Source organism: Streptomyces sp. NRRL S-495, assembly GCF_000966955.1.
GTDB lineage: Bacteria > Actinomycetota > Actinomycetes > Streptomycetales > Streptomycetaceae > Kitasatospora > Kitasatospora purpeofusca.
Map to the genome: position 1 here is coordinate 1 of NZ_JZWY01000487.1, position 19,515 is coordinate 19,515.

The following is a 19,515-nucleotide window of genomic DNA, read 5'->3' on the forward strand; positions in this document are numbered from 1 at the left end:
CTCCGGGGCCGGTGGGAGCGGCGCCCGCCGGAACAGCCGATGCCGGGGCTCCGAGCGACTGGCTCGGAGCCCCGGCATCGGGAGCGGGACCCTCAGGGGCGGGTGGGGTCAGTTGTGGGCGTGGAGGTCGGCATTGAGGCCGCCCCAGGAGCCGGAGCGGGCGATGACCTCGACGGCGCCGGTCTGGGAGTTGCGGCGGAACAGGAGGTTGTCCTGGCCGGACAGTTCGACGGCCTTGGCCACGGTGCCGTCCGGGGTGGTCACCCGGGTGCCGGCGGTGACGTAGAGGCCGGCCTCGACGACGCAGTCGTTGCCGAGCGAGATGCCGATGCCCGCGTTGGCGCCGAGCAGGCAGCGCTCGCCGACGGAGACGACCTGCTTGCCGCCACCGGACAGCGTGCCCATGATCGAGGCGCCGCCACCGATGTCGCTGTGGTCGCCGACCACGACGCCGGCACTGATCCGGCCCTCGACCATCGAGGTGCCCAACGTGCCCGCGTTGAAGTTGACGAAGCCTTCGTGCATCACGGTGGTGCCGACGGCCAGGTGCGCGCCGAGGCGGACGCGGTCCGCGTGGGCGATGCGCACACCGGAGGGGGCGACGTAGTCGGTCATCCGCGGGAACTTGTCGATCCCGTAGACGGCGAGCTGCCCGCCCTGGGCGCGCACGGCCAGCCGGGCCTGCTCGACCTTGTCCACCGGGACGGGGCCGATGCTGGTCCACGCCACGTTGGCGAGCAGCCCGAAGACACCGTCCAGGCTCAGACCGTGCGGCTGGACCAGGCGGTGGCTGAGCAGGTGCAGACGCAGGTAGGCGTCGTGGGCGTCGAGCGGCTTCTCGTCCAGCGAGGCGATGGCGGTGCGCACGGCGACCACCTCGACACCGCGGCGGGCATCGGCGCGCAGTGCCTCGGCGGCACCCGCGCCCAGCTCGGCCTCGGCCTGCTCGGCGGTCAGGAGGACGGTCCCGGCCGGGCCGGGCGCGGCGGTCAGCGCGGGGGCCGGGTACCAGGTGTCGAGGACGGTGCCGTCCGCGGCGATGGTGGCCAGACCTGCGGCAACGGCGCCGCTCACGGGGGAGGTGGATTCAGCAGTCACATCGTGCACGTTAACGAATCAGGGCGGCCGTTGCCGAACGCGCTCACCGTCCGGACAGATCGGCGGGACGCGACGCACCGGGGAAAATCCGGCGGTCGGGCGGGCGCGGCTGGGCGATACTCGGACGGGTGTTCATGTCGATCTCCACCACCGGAGCCAACGGTTCCGCCGGTCCCGCCGGGGCAACCGGCCCCACCGGTCCTGCCGGACGCCCGGCCACCGAGCTGGCGCGCCTGCTGCACCGGCGGCCGGACGCGGTGCACCGGATCGCGACCGCGTTCGGTGAGGCGCACGTCTTCTTCCCCGAGGCCGACGCGGAGCGCTGCACCGCCGTCCTGCTGGCGGAACCCGACCCGGAGGCACTGGTCGGCGGCCGCCGGGGCAAGGGTCGGCCGCCCGCCGTGCCCGACGCTCACGTCGGCGACCGCCCCTACGCGGCCTCCTCGGTGTTCGCGGCGGTGCTGCGGGCGGTGTTCCGGCAGCCGCTCGGGCAGTCGCCCGAGTCGGCGGGGGACGAGCCGGGGTGGGACGAGCCGGGGTGGGACGAGGCGCTGCCGCTGGAGATCGAGCTGCCGGTCGTCCGCGCGGACCGCGAGCCGGGGCCCGCCCCGGGCGGTGGCGACGGTGCCGCGCTGGCGCGGCGGCTGTTCGAGCCGCTGGGCTGGCGGGTCGAGGCGGCGGTCCGGCCGGCCGAGGCGCTGCGGCAACTGGCGGCGCTGCTGCCGGTGCTGGACGGCGCCGCGCACCACTGGGTGCCGCCGGAGCGGGCGGAGGTCGACGGCCTGCTCGCCGTCCACCCCGAGCGGGCCGTGATCGCCCGTCGCCTGGCCCGGCACAGCCACACCGTGGCCTGGGGCGGGGACAACCAGGACGACCGGGACGACGGGGCGGCGGTCCTGGCCGCGCTGGACGCGGTCGGGGCGAGCCGGGTGGTGCACCTCGGGTGCGGGCACGGCGAGCTGCTCGCGGGGTTGCTCGCGGACGGCGGTTTCACCGAACTGCTGGGCGTGGACGTCTCGCCGGCGGCCCTGGCCGTGGCCGCCCGCCGGCTGGGGCTGGAGCGTACGGCGGACCCGTCGCCGGAGTGGGAGCTGCGCAGCGGAGCGGGCCGCCCCCGGGTCCGTCTGGTGCAGGGCGCACCGGTCTACGCGGACGCCCGTCGGACGGGGTTCGACGCGATGGTGTTCGAAGTCCCGGCCGAAGCCCTGACCGCATCCGATTCCGAATCCGAGTCCGCATCCGAGTCCGAGTCCGAGTCCGAGACCAGGACGACGGACCGGGTGATGCCCGCCGCGCACCCGGCGTACCTGGAGCACGCGGTGTTCGGTGCCGCCCGCCCGCCGGCGGTGGTGGCGACCGTGCCGCCAGGCGCCGACGGGGCGGCCTTCGCCGCCTGGGCGCGCCGGACGGCCACCGGGTACGGCTACGCCGTCGCCCTCCCGCCGCCCCCCGGACCGCCCCTGCTCGCCCTGTTCGAACGCGGTACCCCGGCCCCCGGAGGAGGTGGGCCCCGATGACCCGGCCCGACGACGCACCCAGCACCCCCACGCCCGAGCCCGCACCTAAGCCCACGCCCGCACCCGCCGCAGAACCCGCCCCCCACCCCGTCCTCCCCCTGACCGAGGGCTCCCTCGTCCTCCTGGTCGGCACCAGCGCCGCGGGCAAGTCGACCTTCGCCCGCCGCCACTTCCGTCCCACCGAGGTGGTCTCCTCCGACACCTGCCGCGCCCTGGTGGGTGACGACGAGAACGACCAGTCCGTCACCGCGGACGCCTTCGAGCTGTTGCACTTCCTGGTCGGCAAGCGCCTGGCGGCCGGCCGGCTGACCGTCGTGGACGCCACCAATGTGCAGGCGGGCGCCCGCAAGCAGCTGCTCGCCGTCGCCCGGGAGCACGACGCGCGGGCGGAGGCGATCGTGCTCGACGTCCCGCCGGGCGTGTGCGCCGAGCGCAACCGCACCCGTCCGGACCGCGAGCTGCCGGCGTTCGTCATCCCGCGCCAGCACCGGGAGCTGCGCGCCTCCCTCCCCGGCCTGGCCAAGGAGGGCTTCCGCCGGGTGCATGTGCTGCGCGGGGCGGCCGAGGTGGCGGCCGCCGAGGTGGTGCTGGAGCGTCGGCGCGCCGATCTGCGCCATCTGAGCGGCCCGTTCGACCTGGTCGGCGATGTGCACGGGTGCCGGTCCGAACTGGAGACGCTGCTGGGCCGGCTCGGCTACCGGCTGGTGCGGGACGCGGCGGGCCGCCCGGTGGACGCGGTGCCGCCGGCCGGCCGGACGGCGGTGTTCGTCGGCGACCTGGTCGACCGGGGCCCGGACACCCCGGGCGTGCTGCGCCTGGTGATGGGCATGGTGGCGGCGGGTCACGCGCTCTGCGTGTCGGGCAACCACGAGTTGAAGGTGGCCCGCGCCCTGGACGGCGACCGGGTGACCCTCTCCTACGGGCTGCGGGAGTCGATGGAGCAGCTGGGGGCGGAGCCGGCGGAGTTCCGGGCCGAGGTGCGGGAGTTCGTGCGGGGCCTGGCCGACCACTACCTGCTGGACGGCGGCGCCCTGGTGGTGTGCCACGCGGGGTTGCCGGAGCGGTACCACGGCCGTTCCTCGGGCCGGGTGCGGGCGCACGCGCTGTACGGCGGCACGACGGGGGAGACCGACGACTACGGTCTGCCGGTGCGTCAGGCCTGGGCCGAGGAGTACCGGGGGCGGCCGCTGGTGGTGTACGGGCACACGCCGCTGCCGGTGGCGAGTTTCCTGCACAACACGGTGTGCCTGGACACCGGTTGTGTCTTCGGCGGTGCGCTGACGGCCTTGCGGTACCCGGAGCGCGAGCTGGTGCGGGTGGAGGCGGAGCGCCGGTGGTACGAGCCGGTCCGGCCGCTGCTGAGCGGTGCGCCGGGCGGGCGGGAGGGGCGTCCGCTGGACGTGGCGGACGTGGCGGGGCCGCACACGGTGGAGACGGCGGTGCACGGGACGGTGGCGGTGCGGCCGGAGAACGCCGCCGCGGCGCTGGAGACGGTGGGGCGGTCCGCGGTCGATCCCCGGCTGCTGGTGTACCTGCCGCCGTCGGTGCCGCCGGTGGCGGCCGGGCGCCGGCCGGGTTTCGCGGAGCATCCGGACGAGGCGTTCGCCGGGTACCGGGCGGACGGGGTCGGGCGGGTGCTGTGCGCGGAGCTGCTGCCGGGGCCGCGCGCGGTGGTGCTGGTGGCCCGGGACGACGCGGCGTTGGCGCGGCGGTTCGGTCCGGCGGGTCCGGGGGCGGTCTGGTCGCGGAGCGGGCGGGCGCTGTTCGGCCCGGTGGAGGAGGCGGAGCTGCTGGCCCGGCTGCGGGCGGCGGCGGACCGGTCGGGGCTCTTCGACGAGCTGGGGAGCGGCTGGCTGCTGCTGGACGCCGCCCTGACGGGGCTGCCGGCACCTGCCGCCGACATCGGCGCGGGCCTTGCGGCGTCCCCGTCGGCGTCCTGGCAGGCCCGGAACGCGGCGGTCGTGGCGTCGGCGGGGGCGCTGCTGCCGCCGGTGCTGGCCGCGCTGGAACAGGCCGAGGCTCGGGGGCTGGACGTCGCCGGCCTTCTGGACCGGCAGCGCGGCCGGGCGGCGGACCTGCGGGACTTCGCCGCGGTGCACCGGCGGGCCGCGGCGCCGGGGCGTCCGTTGCTCGCTCCGTTCCGGCTGCTGGCCGCCGAGGGGGCGAATCTCGCGACCGGTCCCGAGCACGAGCACCTGGCCCGGATCGACCGCCTGGTCGACGCCGACCGGACGACCCCCGCCGGCCGGACGACCCCCGCCGGCCGGCCGGCCCCCGCCGACGGCACCACCCCGGCTCCCGCCCTCCACCGGACGGCCCGCCGCTGGGTGGACACCGCGGACGAGGCGTCCACGGCCGCCGCCGTCGCCTGGTGGGAGGAGCTGACGGCGGCGGGCGGCGCGGGCATCGTGGTCCGTCCGCCGGTGTCGCCGACGCGGACGGCGCCGGGGGAGGGCCGGCCGGGCGGGCTGGTGCAGCCGGCCGTGCAGGTCAGGGGCCGCGAGTGGCTGAGGCTGCTCCACGGCCCGGACCACCCGGACCACCCGGGCCAGCCGAACCACCCCGGCCACCCGAACCACCCGGCCCGGCCGTCCGGCGGCGCGCTCGGCCTGCGGCGCTCGCTGGCGCTGCGCGAGTACGCCCTGGGCCTGGAGGCGCTGGACCGGCTGGCTGCCGGGGAGCCGCTGTGGCGGGTGCACCAGGCGGTGTTCGCGGTCCTCGCCCTTGAGTCCGAGCCGGTGGACCCGCGACCGTGAGCGGGCGTCGGGTGGACAGACGGCAGGGGTATCAGTGCATACAAATTCTGAGCATCGTATAGACTTGCCGCTTTCCACTCGCCCGCCCGTCACCGTTACCGTCAGCACAGGAGCCCGGCATGGCGTACAACCTCCGGAACAGACACTTCCTCAAGGAGCTCGACTTCACCCCCCAGGAGTTCCGCTTCCTGGTGGACCTCGCCGCCACCCTCAAGGCGGCGAAGTACGCGGGAACCGAGCAGCCCCGGCTGCGCGGCAAGAACATCGCGCTGATCTTCGAGAAGACCTCCACCCGGACCCGCTGCGCCTTCGAGGTGGCCGCGCACGACCAGGGCGCCACCACCACCTACCTGGACCCGGCCGGTTCGCAGATCGGGCACAAGGAGTCGATCAAGGACACCGCCCGGGTGCTCGGCCGGATGTTCGACGGCATCGAGTACCGGGGGCACGGGCAGGCGGTGGTCGAGGAGCTGGCCGCGTACGCGGGGGTGCCGGTGTGGAACGGCCTCACCGACGAGTGGCACCCCACCCAGATGCTGGCCGACGTGCTCACGGTCACCGAGCACACCGCCAAGCCGCTCACCGAGGTGACGCTCGCCTACCTCGGCGACGCCCGTTCCAACATGGGCAACTCGCTGCTGGTGACCGGCGCGCTGCTCGGCATGGACATCCGGATCGTCGCGCCGCGCGCGCTGTGGCCGGACGAGGAGGTGCGCAAGGCCGCGGAGTCGCTGGCCGGGGACACCGGGGCCCGGATCACCCTCACCGAGGACGTCGCGGAGGGTGTCGCGGGCGCCGACTTCCTCTACACCGACGTGTGGGTCTCGATGGGTGAGCCCAAGGAGGTCTGGGCCGAGCGGATCGCGCTGCTCAGGCCGTACCAGGTGTCGATGGAGACGGTGCGGGCGACCGGCAATCCGCAGGTGAAGTTCCTGCACTGCCTGCCGGCCTTCCACGACCTCGGCACGGTGCTCGGCCGGCAGCTGTTCGAGGAGACCGGTATGGGCGAGCTGGAGTGCACCGACGAGCTGTTCGAGTCGGCGCACTCCGTGGTCTTCGACCAGGCCGAGAACCGGCTGCACACCATCAAGGCCGTCCTCGTCGCGACCCTCGGCAGCTGACCCGCCCCCGGACGGCCGAAGGCGTGCCCCGGAGGCCGGCGCGACCGGTGCCCCCGGGGCGAGTGCCCCGGCTACAGCGCCTCGCCGTCCAGGTCCGCCAGGTTGACGCAGGCGGCCCGCTCGGCGGCGGCGTGCGCGCCGGTGGGGGTGCCCGCGTGCAGCACCAGGGAGTGGGCCTCGCCCGGCCGGGGCCGCCAGGCCACCGAGGTGGCGGCGGTGCTGTCGCCCCGCTCGTCGGTGTGCAGGGCGAGCCGCAGTTCGTTGCGGTCGTTGGCGTAGGCGGGGTCGGTGGACGGGCTGACCGGGTCCACCGCGTCCTGGTAGTGCGGGCCGGACGCGGCCGGGTCGGCTCCGCAAAAACCGGTGTGCAGGTGCACCGGGAACTCGTGGTCGGCGGCGACCCCGGACACGCTCATGGTGAGGATCGTGCGGCCGGGCACCGAGCGGTCGACGATCACCCGGACGTGCGAGCCGAACGGCACCAGGTCCGGCGCGTGGCTGATCGCGGTCGGCGGGAGGAAGGCGGTGGCCGGGTCGAAGTCGGCCTCGGTGACCGAGACCGGTGAGGCGGCGGGCGCCAGCAGGGCGAGCGGGAGCAGGGCGGCGGCGAGCGGAGCGGGCATCGGCGGACCTCTTCGGGTGGGGGCGCGCGCACCCGGGTCGGGGCGCGGCGGACCTGACATCCCGTTCAACGGCCCCGCAGGTACCCCGGACACGCCCGGCCACCCCACCTGCCCCGCGCGAACAAGCCCCGCCCGCCCCCTTCCCCACCCGCCCCGCGCGAACAGCCCGCGCTAGCCGCCGGACCGGCCGATCCCCCGGATCGCGCACCGCGGCCCACTGGCCCGCATCAGCCGCAGGTCGGCCGTGACCAGTGGTGCGCCGACCAGCTCCGCCACCGCCACGTACGCGGCGTCGTCCGGGGTGAGGTTGTCCTTGAGCTCCCAGATCCGCCCGAGCAGCGGCTCGACCGGGACCTTGCGGATCGCCAGCCGGGGCAGTTCGGCGGCGAGCTCGCCGACCCGTTCGGCGTCGAGTTCGCGCGCCAGGTAGAGGCCGCGCAGGGACTGCATCACCTCGATGAGGACGTGCTCGGGCGCGACCCACTCCCCGTCCGCGGCCAGTTCGGCGCGGGCGGCGGTGCCGCGCTCGCCCTCGTCGGCCAGTGCGAGCACCAGCGCGGACGCGTCCACCACGATCATCGGTCGGCCCCCGGCCCGTTCGGCGTGTCGGTCACCGGCCACGCTACCGGGGCGTTCGGGGCCGGCGCCGTACGGGTGCCGTACGGGCGCCGTGCGGGCCTGCGGCGCGGCGGGCGCGTGGTACGTGGGACGCGTGGTACCCGGGGGCGCGTGGCGCGCCCGCGGTAGGAGGGGGCAGGCTGGACGTGGTGCCGACGTGGCGGACGCTGCGCCATGCACTATGGTTTATCTCGACATCGAGATAACTCCGCCTTAAGATATATCTCGACATCAAGATACTTGCCGAGAGGCGCTCACCGGCGGTGCGGGCAAGGTAAGCCTAAGTAAGGCTGACCTTACCACCGTGGCGGCCGGATACCGCACGAAGCACCTAGAAGGAGTCAGTCGTGTCCGCGAACAGCTTCGACGCCCGCAGCTCGCTGCAGGTGGGCGACGAGTCGTACGAGATCTTCAAGCTCTCCGCCGTCGAGGGGTCCGAGCGGCTGCCCTACAGCCTCAAGGTGCTGCTGGAGAACCTGCTCCGCACCGAGGACGGCGCCAACATCACCGCCGCCCACATCCGGGCGCTCGGCGACTGGGACGCCGACGCCCAGCCGAGCCAGGAGATCCAGTTCACGCCGGCCCGCGTGATCATGCAGGACTTCACCGGCGTGCCGTGCGTGGTCGACCTCGCCACCATGCGTGAGGCCGTCAAGGAGCTGGGCGGCGACCCGGCCAAGATCAACCCGCTGGCCCCGGCCGAGCTGGTCATCGACCACTCCGTCATCGCGGACAAGTTCGGCACCCCGGACGCCTTCGTCCAGAACGTCGAGATCGAGTACGGCCGCAACAAGGAGCGCTACCAGTTCCTGCGCTGGGGCCAGACCGCCTTCGACGAGTTCAAGGTCGTCCCCCCGGGCACCGGCATCGTCCACCAGGTGAACATCGAGCACCTGGCCCGCACCGTCATGGTCCGCGGCGGCCAGGCCTACCCGGACACCTGCGTCGGCACCGACTCGCACACCACCATGGTCAACGGCCTGGGCGTGCTGGGCTGGGGCGTCGGCGGCATCGAGGCCGAGGCCGCGATGCTCGGCCAGCCGGTCTCCATGCTGATCCCGCGCGTCGTCGGCTTCAAGCTGACCGGCGAGCTGCCGGCCGGCACCACCGCCACCGACCTGGTGCTCACCATCACCGAGATGCTGCGCAAGCACGGTGTGGTCGGCAAGTTCGTCGAGTTCTACGGCGACGGCATCGGCTCGATCCCGCTGGCCAACCGCGCCACCATCGGCAACATGTCGCCGGAGTTCGGCTCGACCTGCGCGATCTTCCCGATCGACGCCGAGACCATCAACTACCTGAAGCTCACCGGCCGCGACGCGCAGCAGCTCGCCCTGGTCGAGGCGTACGCCAAGGAGCAGGGCCTCTGGCACGACCCGTCGGTCGAGCCGGTCTACTCCGAGTACCTCGAGCTGGACGTCTCCACCGTCGTCCCGTCGATCTCCGGCCCGAAGCGCCCCCAGGACCGCGTGGTCCTGGCCGAGGCCGCCGCGAAGTTCGCCGAGGCGCTGCCGACCTACTCCGCCGAGGCCTCGAAGCCGACCGCCGTCACCGCCCCCGACGGCTCGACCTACGACATCGACAACGGCGCGGTCGTGATCGCCTCGATCACCTCCTGCACCAACACCTCCAACCCCTCCGTCATGCTGGGCGCCGCCCTGCTGGCGAAGAAGGCCGTGGAGAAGGGCCTGACGGTCAAGCCCTGGGTCAAGACCACCCTGGCGCCGGGCTCCAAGGTCGTCATGGACTACTACGAGAAGGCCGGCCTGCTCCCGTACATGGAGAAGCTGGGCTTCAACCTGGTCGGCTACGGCTGCGTCACCTGCATCGGCAACTCGGGCCCGCTGCCCGAGGAGGTCTCGGCCGCCGTCAACGAGGCCGACCTCGCGGTCGTCTCGGTGCTCTCCGGCAACCGCAACTTCGAGGGCCGGATCAACCCGGACGTCAAGATGAACTACCTGGCCTCCCCGCCGCTGGTGGTCGCCTACGCCCTCGCCGGCAACATGAACATCGACATCACCCGTGACGCCCTGGGCCAGGACGCCGACGGCAACGACGTCTTCCTCGCCGACATCTGGCCGTCCGAGCAGGAGGTCGCCGCCACCGTCGCCGGCTCCATCGACGAGGCCATGTTCGACAAGGGCTACCAGGACGTCTTCGCCGGCGACCACCGCTGGCAGTCGCTCCCGGTCCCGACCGGCAACACCTTCGAGTGGGACGCCGAGTCCACCTACGTCCGCAAGCCCCCGTACTTCGAGGGCATGGCCAAGACCCCGAGCCCGGTGAACGACATCGCCGGCGCCCGCGTCCTGGCCAAGCTGGGCGACTCGGTCACCACCGACCACATCTCCCCGGCCGGCAACATCAAGCCGGGCACCCCGGCGGCGCAGTACCTGACCGCCAACGGTGTCGAGAAGCGTGACTTCAACTCCTACGGCTCGCGCCGCGGCAACCACGAGGTCATGATCCGCGGCACCTTCGCCAACATCCGCCTGCGCAACCAGATCGCGCCGGGCACCGAGGGCGGCTACACCCGCGACTTCACCCAGGCCGACGCGCCGGTGTCGTTCATCTACGACGCCTCGCAGAACTACCAGGCCGCCGGCACCCCGCTGGTCGTCCTGGCCGGCAAGGAGTACGGCTCCGGCTCGTCCCGCGACTGGGCCGCCAAGGGCACCGCGCTGCTCGGCGTCAAGGCCGTCATCGCCGAGTCCTACGAGCGCATCCACCGCTCGAACCTGATCGGCATGGGCGTCCTCCCGCTGCAGTTCCCGGAGGGCGAGAACGCCGACTCGCTGGGCCTGACCGGCGAGGAGACCTTCTCCTTCACCGGTGTCACCGAGCTCAACGAGGGCCGCACCCCGAAGACCGTCCGGGTCGTCGCCGCCCGTGACGGTGAGGCCGGTAAGGAGTTCGACGCGGTCGTCCGCATCGACACCCCCGGTGAGGCGGACTACTACCGCAACGGCGGCATCCTGCAGTACGTGCTGCGCAGCCTGATCAACGGCTGACCACCGCGCTGACGCCGAGGAGGCCGGACCGCACCCGCGGTCCGGCCTCCTCCGTCTTCCACCGGTGCCCCGCGCGCCCGCGCCCGTCGAACCGGGCCGCCCCCGCCCGGGTGGCCGGACATGCGTCGGCCCCCGCCGCGACGAGCGTCGCGACGGGGGCCGAACAGGCGGCGGCGGGGCCGGTCAGCCCCGGTCGCAGGCCTGCGCCCGCAGCGCCCGGGCCAGGTCGTCCCGGCGCTCCAGCACCAGTCGGCGCAGCGCGGGCGCCGCGTCCGGGTGGCCGGTCAGCCAGGCGTCGGTCTCGGCCAGCGTGGCCTCGTCGACCTGGGCCTGCGGGAAGAAGCCGCCGACGATCCGCATCGCGATCTCGATGGTCCGCTCGGCCCAGACCCGCTCCAGCAGCTTGAAGTAGGGCGCCGCGTAGAGGGTGGTCAGGTCGCGGTGGGCGGGCACCGCGAAGCCGGCGATGTTGGCCTCGACCAGCGCGTTGGGCAGCTCGTCGGAGTCGATCACGGCGGACCAGGCGGCGGCCTTGGCCTCCGGGGTCGGCCGGGCGGCCAGGCACTGGGTGTGCTGGCGGCGGCCGCTCGCGGTGTTGTCGGCGGCGAGCTCCCCGGCCAGCTCCTCCTCGCCGGCCTGGCCGGCCGCGGCCAGCGTCAGCCACAGCGCCCAGCGCAGCTCCTGGTCGACCTCCAGGCCGTCGATCCGGGCGGTGCCGGCCAGCAGGCCGCGGACCAGGCCGAGGTGCTCGGAGCCGTTGGCGGTCTGGGCGAGGAACCGCGCCCAGGCCAGCTGGTGGTCGCTGCCGGGCTCGGCGGCGCGCAGTTCGCGCAGCGCGCTGTCGGCGAGCTGCCGGCCGCCCTCGCCGCGCCAGGCGGGGTCGGCGTAGAGGTCGACGGCGGTCTTGGCCTGGGCGTGCAGCGACTGCAGGACGCCGATGTTGGCCTCCTGGCCGCCGAACCGCAGCACCAGCGCGACGTAGTCGCGGGCCGGCATCAGGGCGTCCCGGGTGAGGTTCCAGACGGCGGACCAGGCGAGCGCGCGGGCCAGGTCGTCCTTGATGTCGCCGAGCCCGGCGCGCAGGGTCTCCAGCGACTCCTCGTCGAAGCGGATCTTGCAGTACGTCAGGTCGTCGTCGTTGAGCAGGACGAGCGCGGGCCGGGCGCGGCCGGCGGCGCCGTCGACGACGGTGCGGGCACCGGTGACGTCCAGTTCGAAGCGCTCGGTGCGCACCAGCGCGCCGTCGGCGTCGCGGTCGTAGAGGCCGACGGCGATCCGGTGCGGGCGCTGGACGTCGCCGTCCTGGAGCACGGCGAGTTCGGTGATCCGGCCCTCGGCGTCGACGGTGAGCTGCGGGGTGAGGGTGTTGACGCCGGCGGTCTGCAGCCAGGCGGCGGCCCAGGACTTGAGGTCGCGGCCGCTGGTCTCCTCCAGGATGTCCAGCAGGTCGGCGAGTTCGGTGTTGCCGAAGGCGTGCCGCCGGAAGTAGCGGCGGGCGCCCTCGAAGAAGGCGTCGGCGCCCGCGTACGCCACGAGCTGCTTGAGCACCGAGGCGCCCTTGGCGTAGGTGATGCCGTCGAAGTTGAGCTTGGCGTCCTCGAGGTCCCGGATGTCCGCCGTGATCGGGTGGGTGGTGGGGAACTGGTCCTGCCGGTAGGCCCAGGCCTTGCGCTGGTTGGCGAAGGTGACCCAGGCGGCCTGGTAGCGGGTGCCGGCGCCGACCAGCCCGTAGGAGCCCATGAAGTCGGCGAAGGACTCCTTCAGCCACAGGTCGTCCCACCAGCGCATGGTGACCAGGTCGCCGAACCACATGTGCGCCATCTCGTGCAGGACGACGTTGGCGCGGGCCTCGTAGGCGGCGTCGGTGACCTTCGAGCGGAAGACGAACTCCTCGCGGAAGGTGACGCAGCCGGGGTTCTCCATCGCGCCGATGTTGTACTCGGGGACGAAGGCCTGGTCGTACTTGCCGAAGGGGTACGGGTAGTCGAACTTCTCGTGGAAGAAGTCGAGTCCGAGCTTGGTGACGCCGAGGATCTCGTCGGCGTCGAAGTACGGGGCGAGCGACCTGCGGCAGAGCGCGGCGAGCGGGATGTCGAGCACGGTGCCGTCGGCGAGGGTGCGGCTGTAGTGGTCGCGCACGACGTGGTACGGGCCGGCGACGACGGCGGTGAGGTAGGTGGAGATCGGCTTCGTCGGCGCGAACTCCCAGGTGCGGGCGGTGCCGTCCTCGGTGACGCTCTCGTGCGCGGCGTTGGAGCGGACGTCCCAGGCGGCCGGCGCGGTGACGGTGAAGGTGAATGGCGCCTTCAGGTCGGGCTGTTCGAAGGTGGCGAAGACCCGGCGGGCGTCGGCCGGCTCGTAGTGGGTGTAGAGGTAGGTCTCGCCGTCGACCGGGTCGGTGAAGCGGTGCAGGCCCTCGCCGGTGCGGCTGTAGGCGCAGTCGGCCTCGACGGTGAGCACGTTCTCGCCCGCCAGGCCGTCGATGTGCACCCGGGCGCCGTCGTAGGCGGTGGCCGGGTCGAGCGCGCGGCCGTTCAGGGTGACGGCGCGGACCGCGGGGGCGAGCAGGTCGACGAAGGTCGAGGCGCCCGGCTCGGAGCAGCGGAAGGCGACGGTGGTGGTGGACCGGAAGGTCGCGGCCGCCGGATCGGGGGCCGAGGTCAGGTCAAGCCGGACCCGGTAGCTGTCCACGGTGAGGATGCTGGCCCGCTGCTGGGCTTCGTCGCGGCTCAGGTTCTTGCCCGGCACGGCGGTACTCCTTTGTCCGGCTCGCACGGTGGTGCGGTCTTCGCTGGTGCACTGGTGCGGCGCGCTGCGGCGCTGCGGGGGCATCCTTTCACGCCCCCCGCGCCGGTACCATTGCACAACTCGTCGGGGCGGGCCGGAATCACCGGCCGGGTCCGGGTGTTGGGGGGTGACGGGGCGGTCGCGCGGGTCCGCGCGGCCCCGGCCCTCCGACCGCTTTCCCGCGCTTTTCCTGCCGCTTTTCCCCCGGAAGACTCCCGGACGACTCTCGAAGGACGACAGCCGTGACGACTGCCGCTGGTACCGCCGCCGATTCCGCCGCCACCGAGCGCAAGACCGCCGACTTCTGGTTCGACCCGGCCTGTCCGTGGGCGTGGATGAGCTCCCGCTGGCTGATCGAGGTCCAGCAGCTCCGTCCGGTGGACGTGAACTGGCACGTCATGAGCCTGTCGGTGCTGAACGAGCACCGCGACCTGCCGGCGAACTACCGGGAGCTGCTGGACAACGCCTGGGGCGCGGTGCGGGTGTGCATCGCCGCGGCGGAGAAGCACGGCGACGAGGTGCTGGGCCGGCTGTACACCGAGCTGGGCACCCGCTTCCACAACCAGGGCCTGCCGCAGAACCGGGAGACGATCGAGGCGGCGCTGGCCGCGGCCGGTCTGCCGGTGGAGCTGGCGGACGCGGCCGGTACCGACGCCTACGACGAGGCCCTGCGGCTCTCGCACAAGGAGGGCATCACCCTGGTCGGCGAGGACGTCGGCACCCCGGTGATCGCGGTCGAGGGCGCGGACGGCGACCGGGTCGCGTTCTTCGGCCCGGTGGTGACCCCGACCCCGCGCGGCGAGGCCGCGGCCCGGCTGTGGGACGGCACGCTGCTGGTGGCCTCCACCCCGGGCTTCTACGAGATCAAGCGGACCCGCACCGCGAGCCCGTCCTTCGAGTAGCAGCCGCCGCACGCGGGCGGCGCACACGCGGGAGGCGCACACGCATGCGTCGCACACGCGGGAGGGGCCCGGTACCAGCTGGTACTGGGCCCCTCCCGCGTGTCGTGCCCGGCCCGTCAGTCGGTGGCGCCGGTCGCGGCGGCGTCGCGGCGCTGCTTCACCAGCCCGGCGGCGATCAGCAGCGCGACCAGCACGCCGGCGGCGTACAACTGCTCGCGGTTGCCCTCGGTGGTGGTCATCAGCGCCAGGATGCCGACGACGGCGGCCATCGCGATCCAGGTCAGGTACGGGTAGCCCCACATCCGGACGGTGAGCAGCTCGGGCGTCTCGCGCTCCAGCCGGCGGCGCATCCGCAGCTGGACGACGCAGATGAACAGCCAGACCACCAGGATGGCGACGCCGGTGGTGTTCATCAGCCAGGTGAAGACGGTGTCGGGCCAGAACTTGGAGGCCAGGACGGCGCCGAAGCCGAACAGGCAGGAGGCCAGCACGGCCCGTCGGGGGACCCCGCCGCTCACCTTGGCGAGCGAGCGCGGGCCCTGGCCCCGGCCGACCAGCGAGTACGCCATCCGGGAGGCGCCGTAGATGTTGGCGTTCATCGCGGACAGCAGCGCGATCAGCACCACCACCTGCATGATCGTCCCGGAGCCGGGCACCCCGAGGTGGCGCAGCACGGTGACGTAGGGGCCGTCGGAGACGACCGCCGGGTCCTTCCAGGAGACCAGGGTGACGACCAGGGCCATCGAGCCGATGTAGAAGATCGCGATCCGCCAGACCGCGGTGCGCACGGCGTTGGCGACGTTGCGCTTGGGGTCGTCGGACTCGGCGGCGGCGATGGTGACGGTCTCCAGGCCGCCGTAGGCGAACACGGAGGCGAGCAGGCCGACGATCAGTCCGCTGGTGCCGTTGGGCAGGAAGCCGCCCTGGCCGGTGAGGTTGGTGGTGCCGGGGGCGCCGGGGCCGAGCACCCCGGCCAGGCCCAGCCCGCCGAGCACCAGGAAGGCGACGATCGCGGCGACCTTGACGGCGGCGAACCAGAACTCGAACTCGCCGAAGTTCTTCACCGCGGTGAGGTTGCTGGCGCAGAAGAACACCATGAACAGGGCGACCCAGACCCAGGCGGAGACCCCGGGGACCCAGCCGTTGACGATCTTCCCGGCGGCGGTGGCCTCGGCGGCGACGCCGCAGCAGAGCATCACCCAGTACATCCAGCCGGCGGTGATCCCGGCCCAGGGGCCGATCTCCTTCTCCGCGTGTACGGAGAAGGAGCCGGAGGCGGGGCGGGCCGCCGACATCTCGCCGAGCATCCGCATGATCAGCATGACCAGCAGGCCGGAGAGCACGAAGGCCAGGATGATGGCGGGCCCGGCCGCCGCGATGCCCGCGCCGGAGCCGACGAAGAGGCCGGCGCCGATGACGCCGCCGAGCGCGATCATCGAGAGGTGGCGCTGCTTGAGCCCGTGCGAGAGCTGTTGGCCGCCGCCCGGGGGAGCGGGCGTGGTGGTCCCGGGCGCCGTGGGCGCGGAGGTGGGGGCCATGGGGGTGGGATCCAGACTGTTCGACATGCGGTGCGAGTTGCCCAATATCCGGGGACGAGGCCTTCAGTGCCAAGAATGTCCGGTTCGGGCCCAGAATGCGGACCCTGTCATGACTCTACTCGTCCACCCGGTCGCACTTGGTAGCGGAAAGTGAGCGGGAGCGGGCTCAGGAGCGGGCGGCGGGCGGGGGCGGGACCCGACAAGGACGGGGCCCGGGGGTTTGTCCGGATCCATGACGGTCGCCGGAGTGATCGACGCGTAGGTTCGGAGTGATCACTCACTCCGTCCGCCGGCCCCCGCGGCCGTCCGGATCCGCACCGTGCCGAGGAGAAGCCCGATGGCCACCGCCAGCACCCCCGTCCCCAGCCGCGCCGTCCTGGCCGACCTGCTGCCCGCCGCCGGCACCCGCCTCGGCACCCAGGCCCGGGACCTCGCCCTGGTCGCCGGGGGCGCCGCCCTCACCGGCCTGGCCGCCCAGCTGTCGGTGAACGTCCCCGGCTCCCCGGTGCCGGTGACCGGCCAGACCTTCGCCGCCCTGCTGGTCGGCACCGCGCTCGGCGCCCGCCGCGGCGTCGCCTCGCTCGGCCTCTACCTGCTGGCCGGGGCGGCGGGCCTGCCGTGGTTCGCCGAGGCCGCCTCCGGCTGGTCGATGGCCTCGTTCGGCTATGTGATCGGCTTCGTGCTGGCGGCCGGCCTGGTCGGCGCCCTGGCCCGGCGCGGCGCCGACCGCTCCCCGGTGCGCACCGCCGCCGCCATGGTCCTCGGCAGCCTCGCCATCTACGCCGTCGGGGTGCCCTACCTGGCGTTCGCGCTCGACGTGCCGCTGGCCCGCGCCGCCGAGCTCGGCCTCTACCCGTACCTGGTCGGCGACGCCCTGAAGGCCGTCCTCGCGGCCGGCGCCCTCCCGCTCGCCTGGAAGCTGCTCGGCCGCCGCTGAGATTCGTGACCGGGGCTCACCGGCCCCCTGCGGAGCCCGGGTCCGGGCGCATGCCACACTCATGGGCATGCGCGTGTACCTGGGCTCCGACCATGCCGGATACGAACTGAAGAACCACCTCGTGGAGTGGCTGAAGGAGGCCGGCCACGAGCCGGTCGACTGCGGGCCGCACATCTACGACGCCCTCGACGACTATCCGCCGTTCTGCCTGCGGGCCGCCGAGCGCACCGCCTCGGACCCGCAGGCGCTGGGCATCGTGATCGGCGGCTCGGGCAACGGCGAGGCGATCGCCGCCAACAAGGTCAGGGGCGTCCGCGCCGCGCTGGCCTGGAGCGAGCAGACCGCCGCGCTCGGCCGCGAGCACAACAACGCCAACGTGATCTCCATCGGCGGCCGGATGCACACCGAGGAGGAGGCGACCAAGTTCGTCGAGATCTTCCTCAGCACCCCGTACAGCGGCGACGAGCGGCACACCCGCCGGATCGACATGCTGAGCGTGTACGAGACCACCGGCGAGCTCCCGCCGATCCCGGCCCACCACCCGCAGCAGGAGGGCTGACCCTCCCGCCCGTTCCGGCCTCCCACGACCGGCCGCGCCCCGACGGCGCGGCCGGTCGTCGCGTTCCCGGGCCCGGTGGCGGCGGGCCCGGTGGCGCCCGCCGGGGCCCGCGGAGCGGTCGGAACCGGCCGTACGGCAGCTGGACGGCAGCTGAACGGCACCTGTGTGATCGTCGTGTGATCGCTGTGTGATCGGCCACAGCGCGCACCGCGGCGCGCGCCCTGTCGGACCGCCCGCGCGCGGGCCGCGTGCGCCGCCCCGGCGGTTCGTACGCCCCGTGCCCGTACGCCTCCTGACGCTCCGGACGGCGCCCGCCGCAATCGGCCGAAACCCGCTGACACGCCCGCGCCAGTGGGACACCGCCACCGCCCCGGCCGTCGACGCCGACCGGGAGCGCTGGATATGGTCGGTCCCCATGGCTGGCAGACCGCCGGGCACACCGCCCCAGACGACTGCGACGAGGCCCGGCGCCGTACCGGCGTCCGACCCCGTGACGGCCCGGTTGCGCAAGAGGCTCCGCCGGGTCCGCCGAAGGCTGCGCACTGCCGCCGTCGACTGGTTCCGCGGCGGCGCCGCCGACTGGCCGGTGCTCTGCGCCCTGGCCCTGCTGGTGCCGCTGCTGATCGTGCTCAACGTCCGCTGGCCCGCCTGGGCCCCGCCCACCGCGCTGGTCCTGCCGATCCTGGCGGCCGCCCTGCTGCTGCGCCCCGGCTCGCTGGTGGTGCTGTACGCGCTCGCCGCGCTCGGGCTGTCCGCCGAGTCCGTCATCCACACCGGCCAGCGGGTCGCCAGCGACCATCCCGAGGCCTACACCTACGGGGTCACCCCCGGCGCCGCCCTGGTGGTCGGCGCGGCCGGGGTCGGCGGCCTGCTGCTGGCCCAGTTCCGCAGCCGGGTCGGGGTGCCCTGGTGGGGCGGTTCGACGATGCTGTTCGACCTGCGCGAGCGGCTGCGGGTGCAGAGCCGGGTGCCCCGGCTGCCGGAGGGATGGCACGCCGACATGGCGCTGCGCCCGGCCGGCGGGCAGTCGTTCTCCGGCGACTTCGTGGTCGCCGACCGCACCGGCCCGGGCCGGCGGGTGCTGGAGGTGGTCCTCGCGGACGTCTCCGGCAAGGGCATGGACGCGGGCTCCCGGGCGCTGCTGCTCTCCGGCGCGTTCGGCGGACTGCTCGGCTCGCTGCCCGCGCACGACTTCCTTCCGGCCGCCAACGGCTATCTGCTGCGGCAGTCCTGGGAGGAGGGCTTCGCGACGGCCGTGCACCTGGTGCTCGACCTGGACAGCGGAGAGTACGAACTGCTCTCGGCCGGCCACCTGCCGGGGATGCAGCGGCTCGCTGGCGCCGGCCGCTGGGAGACCAAGGAGGCCCTGGAGGGCCCGGCGCTGGGCATCTACGACGGCGCCAAGTTCGAGGGCGTGCGGGGGCGGCTGAACCGCGGCGACGTCCTGATGCTGTGCACCGACGGCATGGTCGAGGCACCCGGCCGGGACCTCTCCGAGGGCATGGACCGGCTGATGGGCGAGGCGGACCGGCTGGTGCCGGGCGGCGGCCCCGGTGCCGGCGGCGGCTCGGCGTCCCGACTGATCGAGACGGTCGCCCGGGACATCAACGACGACCGCGCGGTGCTGCTGCTCTGGCGCGACTGAGCGCCCCAGGGCTTGTCGGACAACCCCTACCGGCCCCGGCCGGGACCTTTGGACGGTGGCACGTGCCAAAGGCAGCTGCTGTCAACCCCCGGAGCTGATCTTCGGCCAATTCCGTTGCTCCGGAGGCGGAGCGGACCTGCCGGTTCCGGTCGGGGCCGCCGAACGTTTCCCGGCCGCTCAGCGGCACCCCGCCGACGAATCGTCAGGATGTCTCGACTATCGTCCCGGTCGGCGGAAACTCGTCTCGCATCGCAGGATGTCGGCGTTCGACAGACAGTCAGACCTTTACGCAATCGGCATGGTCGACCACACTGAGTCCGGGCGGGACTGTTCAGGATTCGGGGGATGGGGGGCGTCACATGCGGCACGACGGACACCGTGCGGCCTGTCTCTTATACACATC

The 19,515-nt window shown here is 73.7% G+C and carries 13 protein-coding genes; 8 read left to right on the forward strand and 5 right to left on the reverse strand.

The window, feature by feature from the left end:
- Positions 1-108 precede the first annotated feature (108 nt).
- A complete protein-coding gene (gene dapD, locus VR45_RS24375) occupies positions 109-1,098 on the reverse strand; it encodes a 2,3,4,5-tetrahydropyridine-2,6-dicarboxylate N-succinyltransferase (protein WP_045941968.1) in 990 nt (329 codons plus the stop codon).
- Between the two features lie 134 nt (positions 1,099-1,232).
- Here dapD and VR45_RS24380 point away from each other — a divergent pair, with 134 nt between their 5' ends.
- From VR45_RS24380 to argF, 3 genes are all read left to right on the forward strand, one after another.
- Positions 1,233-2,615 (forward strand): hypothetical protein, encoded by a 1,383-nt coding sequence (locus VR45_RS24380; protein ID WP_052709343.1) that lies wholly within the window; start codon positions 1,233-1,235, stop codon positions 2,613-2,615.
- A complete protein-coding gene (locus VR45_RS24385; protein ID WP_078896794.1) occupies positions 2,612-5,371 on the forward strand; it encodes a polynucleotide kinase-phosphatase in 2,760 nt (919 codons plus the stop codon). The genes VR45_RS24380 and VR45_RS24385 overlap by 4 nt, the downstream gene beginning before the upstream one ends.
- A 119-nt stretch (positions 5,372-5,490) precedes the next feature.
- On the forward strand, positions 5,491-6,492 hold the full coding sequence (gene argF / locus VR45_RS24390; protein WP_045941969.1) for an ornithine carbamoyltransferase: 1,002 nt from the start codon (positions 5,491-5,493) through the stop codon (positions 6,490-6,492).
- A 71-nt stretch (positions 6,493-6,563) separates the two neighbouring features.
- Here the strand turns inward: argF and VR45_RS24395 are convergent, their stop codons facing one another.
- The gene (locus VR45_RS24395) at positions 6,564-7,115 is read right to left on the reverse strand and encodes a hypothetical protein (RefSeq protein WP_045941970.1); all 552 of its coding nucleotides are present in this window, start codon (positions 7,113-7,115) and stop codon (positions 6,564-6,566) included.
- Between the two features lie 171 nt (positions 7,116-7,286).
- Positions 7,287-7,736: a type II toxin-antitoxin system VapC family toxin gene (locus VR45_RS24400; RefSeq protein WP_234326102.1), complete on the reverse strand. Its 450-nt coding sequence runs from the start codon at positions 7,734-7,736 to the stop codon at positions 7,287-7,289.
- Between the two features lie 344 nt (positions 7,737-8,080).
- Here VR45_RS24400 and acnA point away from each other — a divergent pair, with 344 nt between their 5' ends.
- Positions 8,081-10,744, forward strand: a complete 2,664-nt coding sequence (acnA, locus tag VR45_RS24405; RefSeq protein WP_045941971.1) for an aconitate hydratase AcnA — start codon at positions 8,081-8,083, stop codon at positions 10,742-10,744.
- Between the two features lie 183 nt (positions 10,745-10,927).
- Here acnA and pepN read toward each other — a convergent pair whose 3' ends face one another.
- Positions 10,928-13,492, reverse strand: a complete 2,565-nt coding sequence (gene pepN / locus VR45_RS24410) for an aminopeptidase N (RefSeq protein WP_045941972.1) — start codon at positions 13,490-13,492, stop codon at positions 10,928-10,930.
- A 374-nt stretch (positions 13,493-13,866) separates the two neighbouring features.
- On the opposite strand from pepN, the gene VR45_RS24415 reads away from it, so the two are divergent.
- The gene (locus VR45_RS24415; protein WP_234326103.1) at positions 13,867-14,433 is read left to right on the forward strand and encodes a disulfide bond formation protein DsbA; all 567 of its coding nucleotides are present in this window, start codon (positions 13,867-13,869) and stop codon (positions 14,431-14,433) included.
- A 116-nt stretch (positions 14,434-14,549) separates the two neighbouring features.
- On the opposite strand, the gene VR45_RS24420 is transcribed toward VR45_RS24415, so the two are convergent.
- On the reverse strand, positions 14,550-15,869 hold the full coding sequence (locus tag VR45_RS24420; protein ID WP_234326104.1) for an amino acid permease: 1,320 nt from the start codon (positions 15,867-15,869) through the stop codon (positions 14,550-14,552).
- A gap of 439 nt (positions 15,870-16,308) precedes the next feature.
- Here VR45_RS24420 and VR45_RS24425 point away from each other — a divergent pair, with 439 nt between their 5' ends.
- The 3 genes from VR45_RS24425 to VR45_RS24435 all read left to right on the forward strand — a co-directional run bounded on the left by VR45_RS24425 (position 16,309) and on the right by VR45_RS24435 (position 19,112).
- Positions 16,309-16,908, forward strand: coding sequence for a biotin transporter BioY (locus VR45_RS24425; protein WP_045941975.1), 600 nt, complete (start codon positions 16,309-16,311; stop codon positions 16,906-16,908).
- A 67-nt stretch (positions 16,909-16,975) separates the two neighbouring features.
- A complete protein-coding gene (locus VR45_RS24430) occupies positions 16,976-17,467 on the forward strand; it encodes a ribose-5-phosphate isomerase (protein ID WP_045941979.1) in 492 nt (163 codons plus the stop codon).
- Positions 17,468-17,969: 502 nt separating this feature from the next.
- Positions 17,970-19,112 (forward strand): PP2C family protein-serine/threonine phosphatase, encoded by a 1,143-nt coding sequence (locus tag VR45_RS24435; RefSeq protein ID WP_045941980.1) that lies wholly within the window; start codon positions 17,970-17,972, stop codon positions 19,110-19,112.
- Positions 19,113-19,515: the final 403 nt, after the last annotated feature.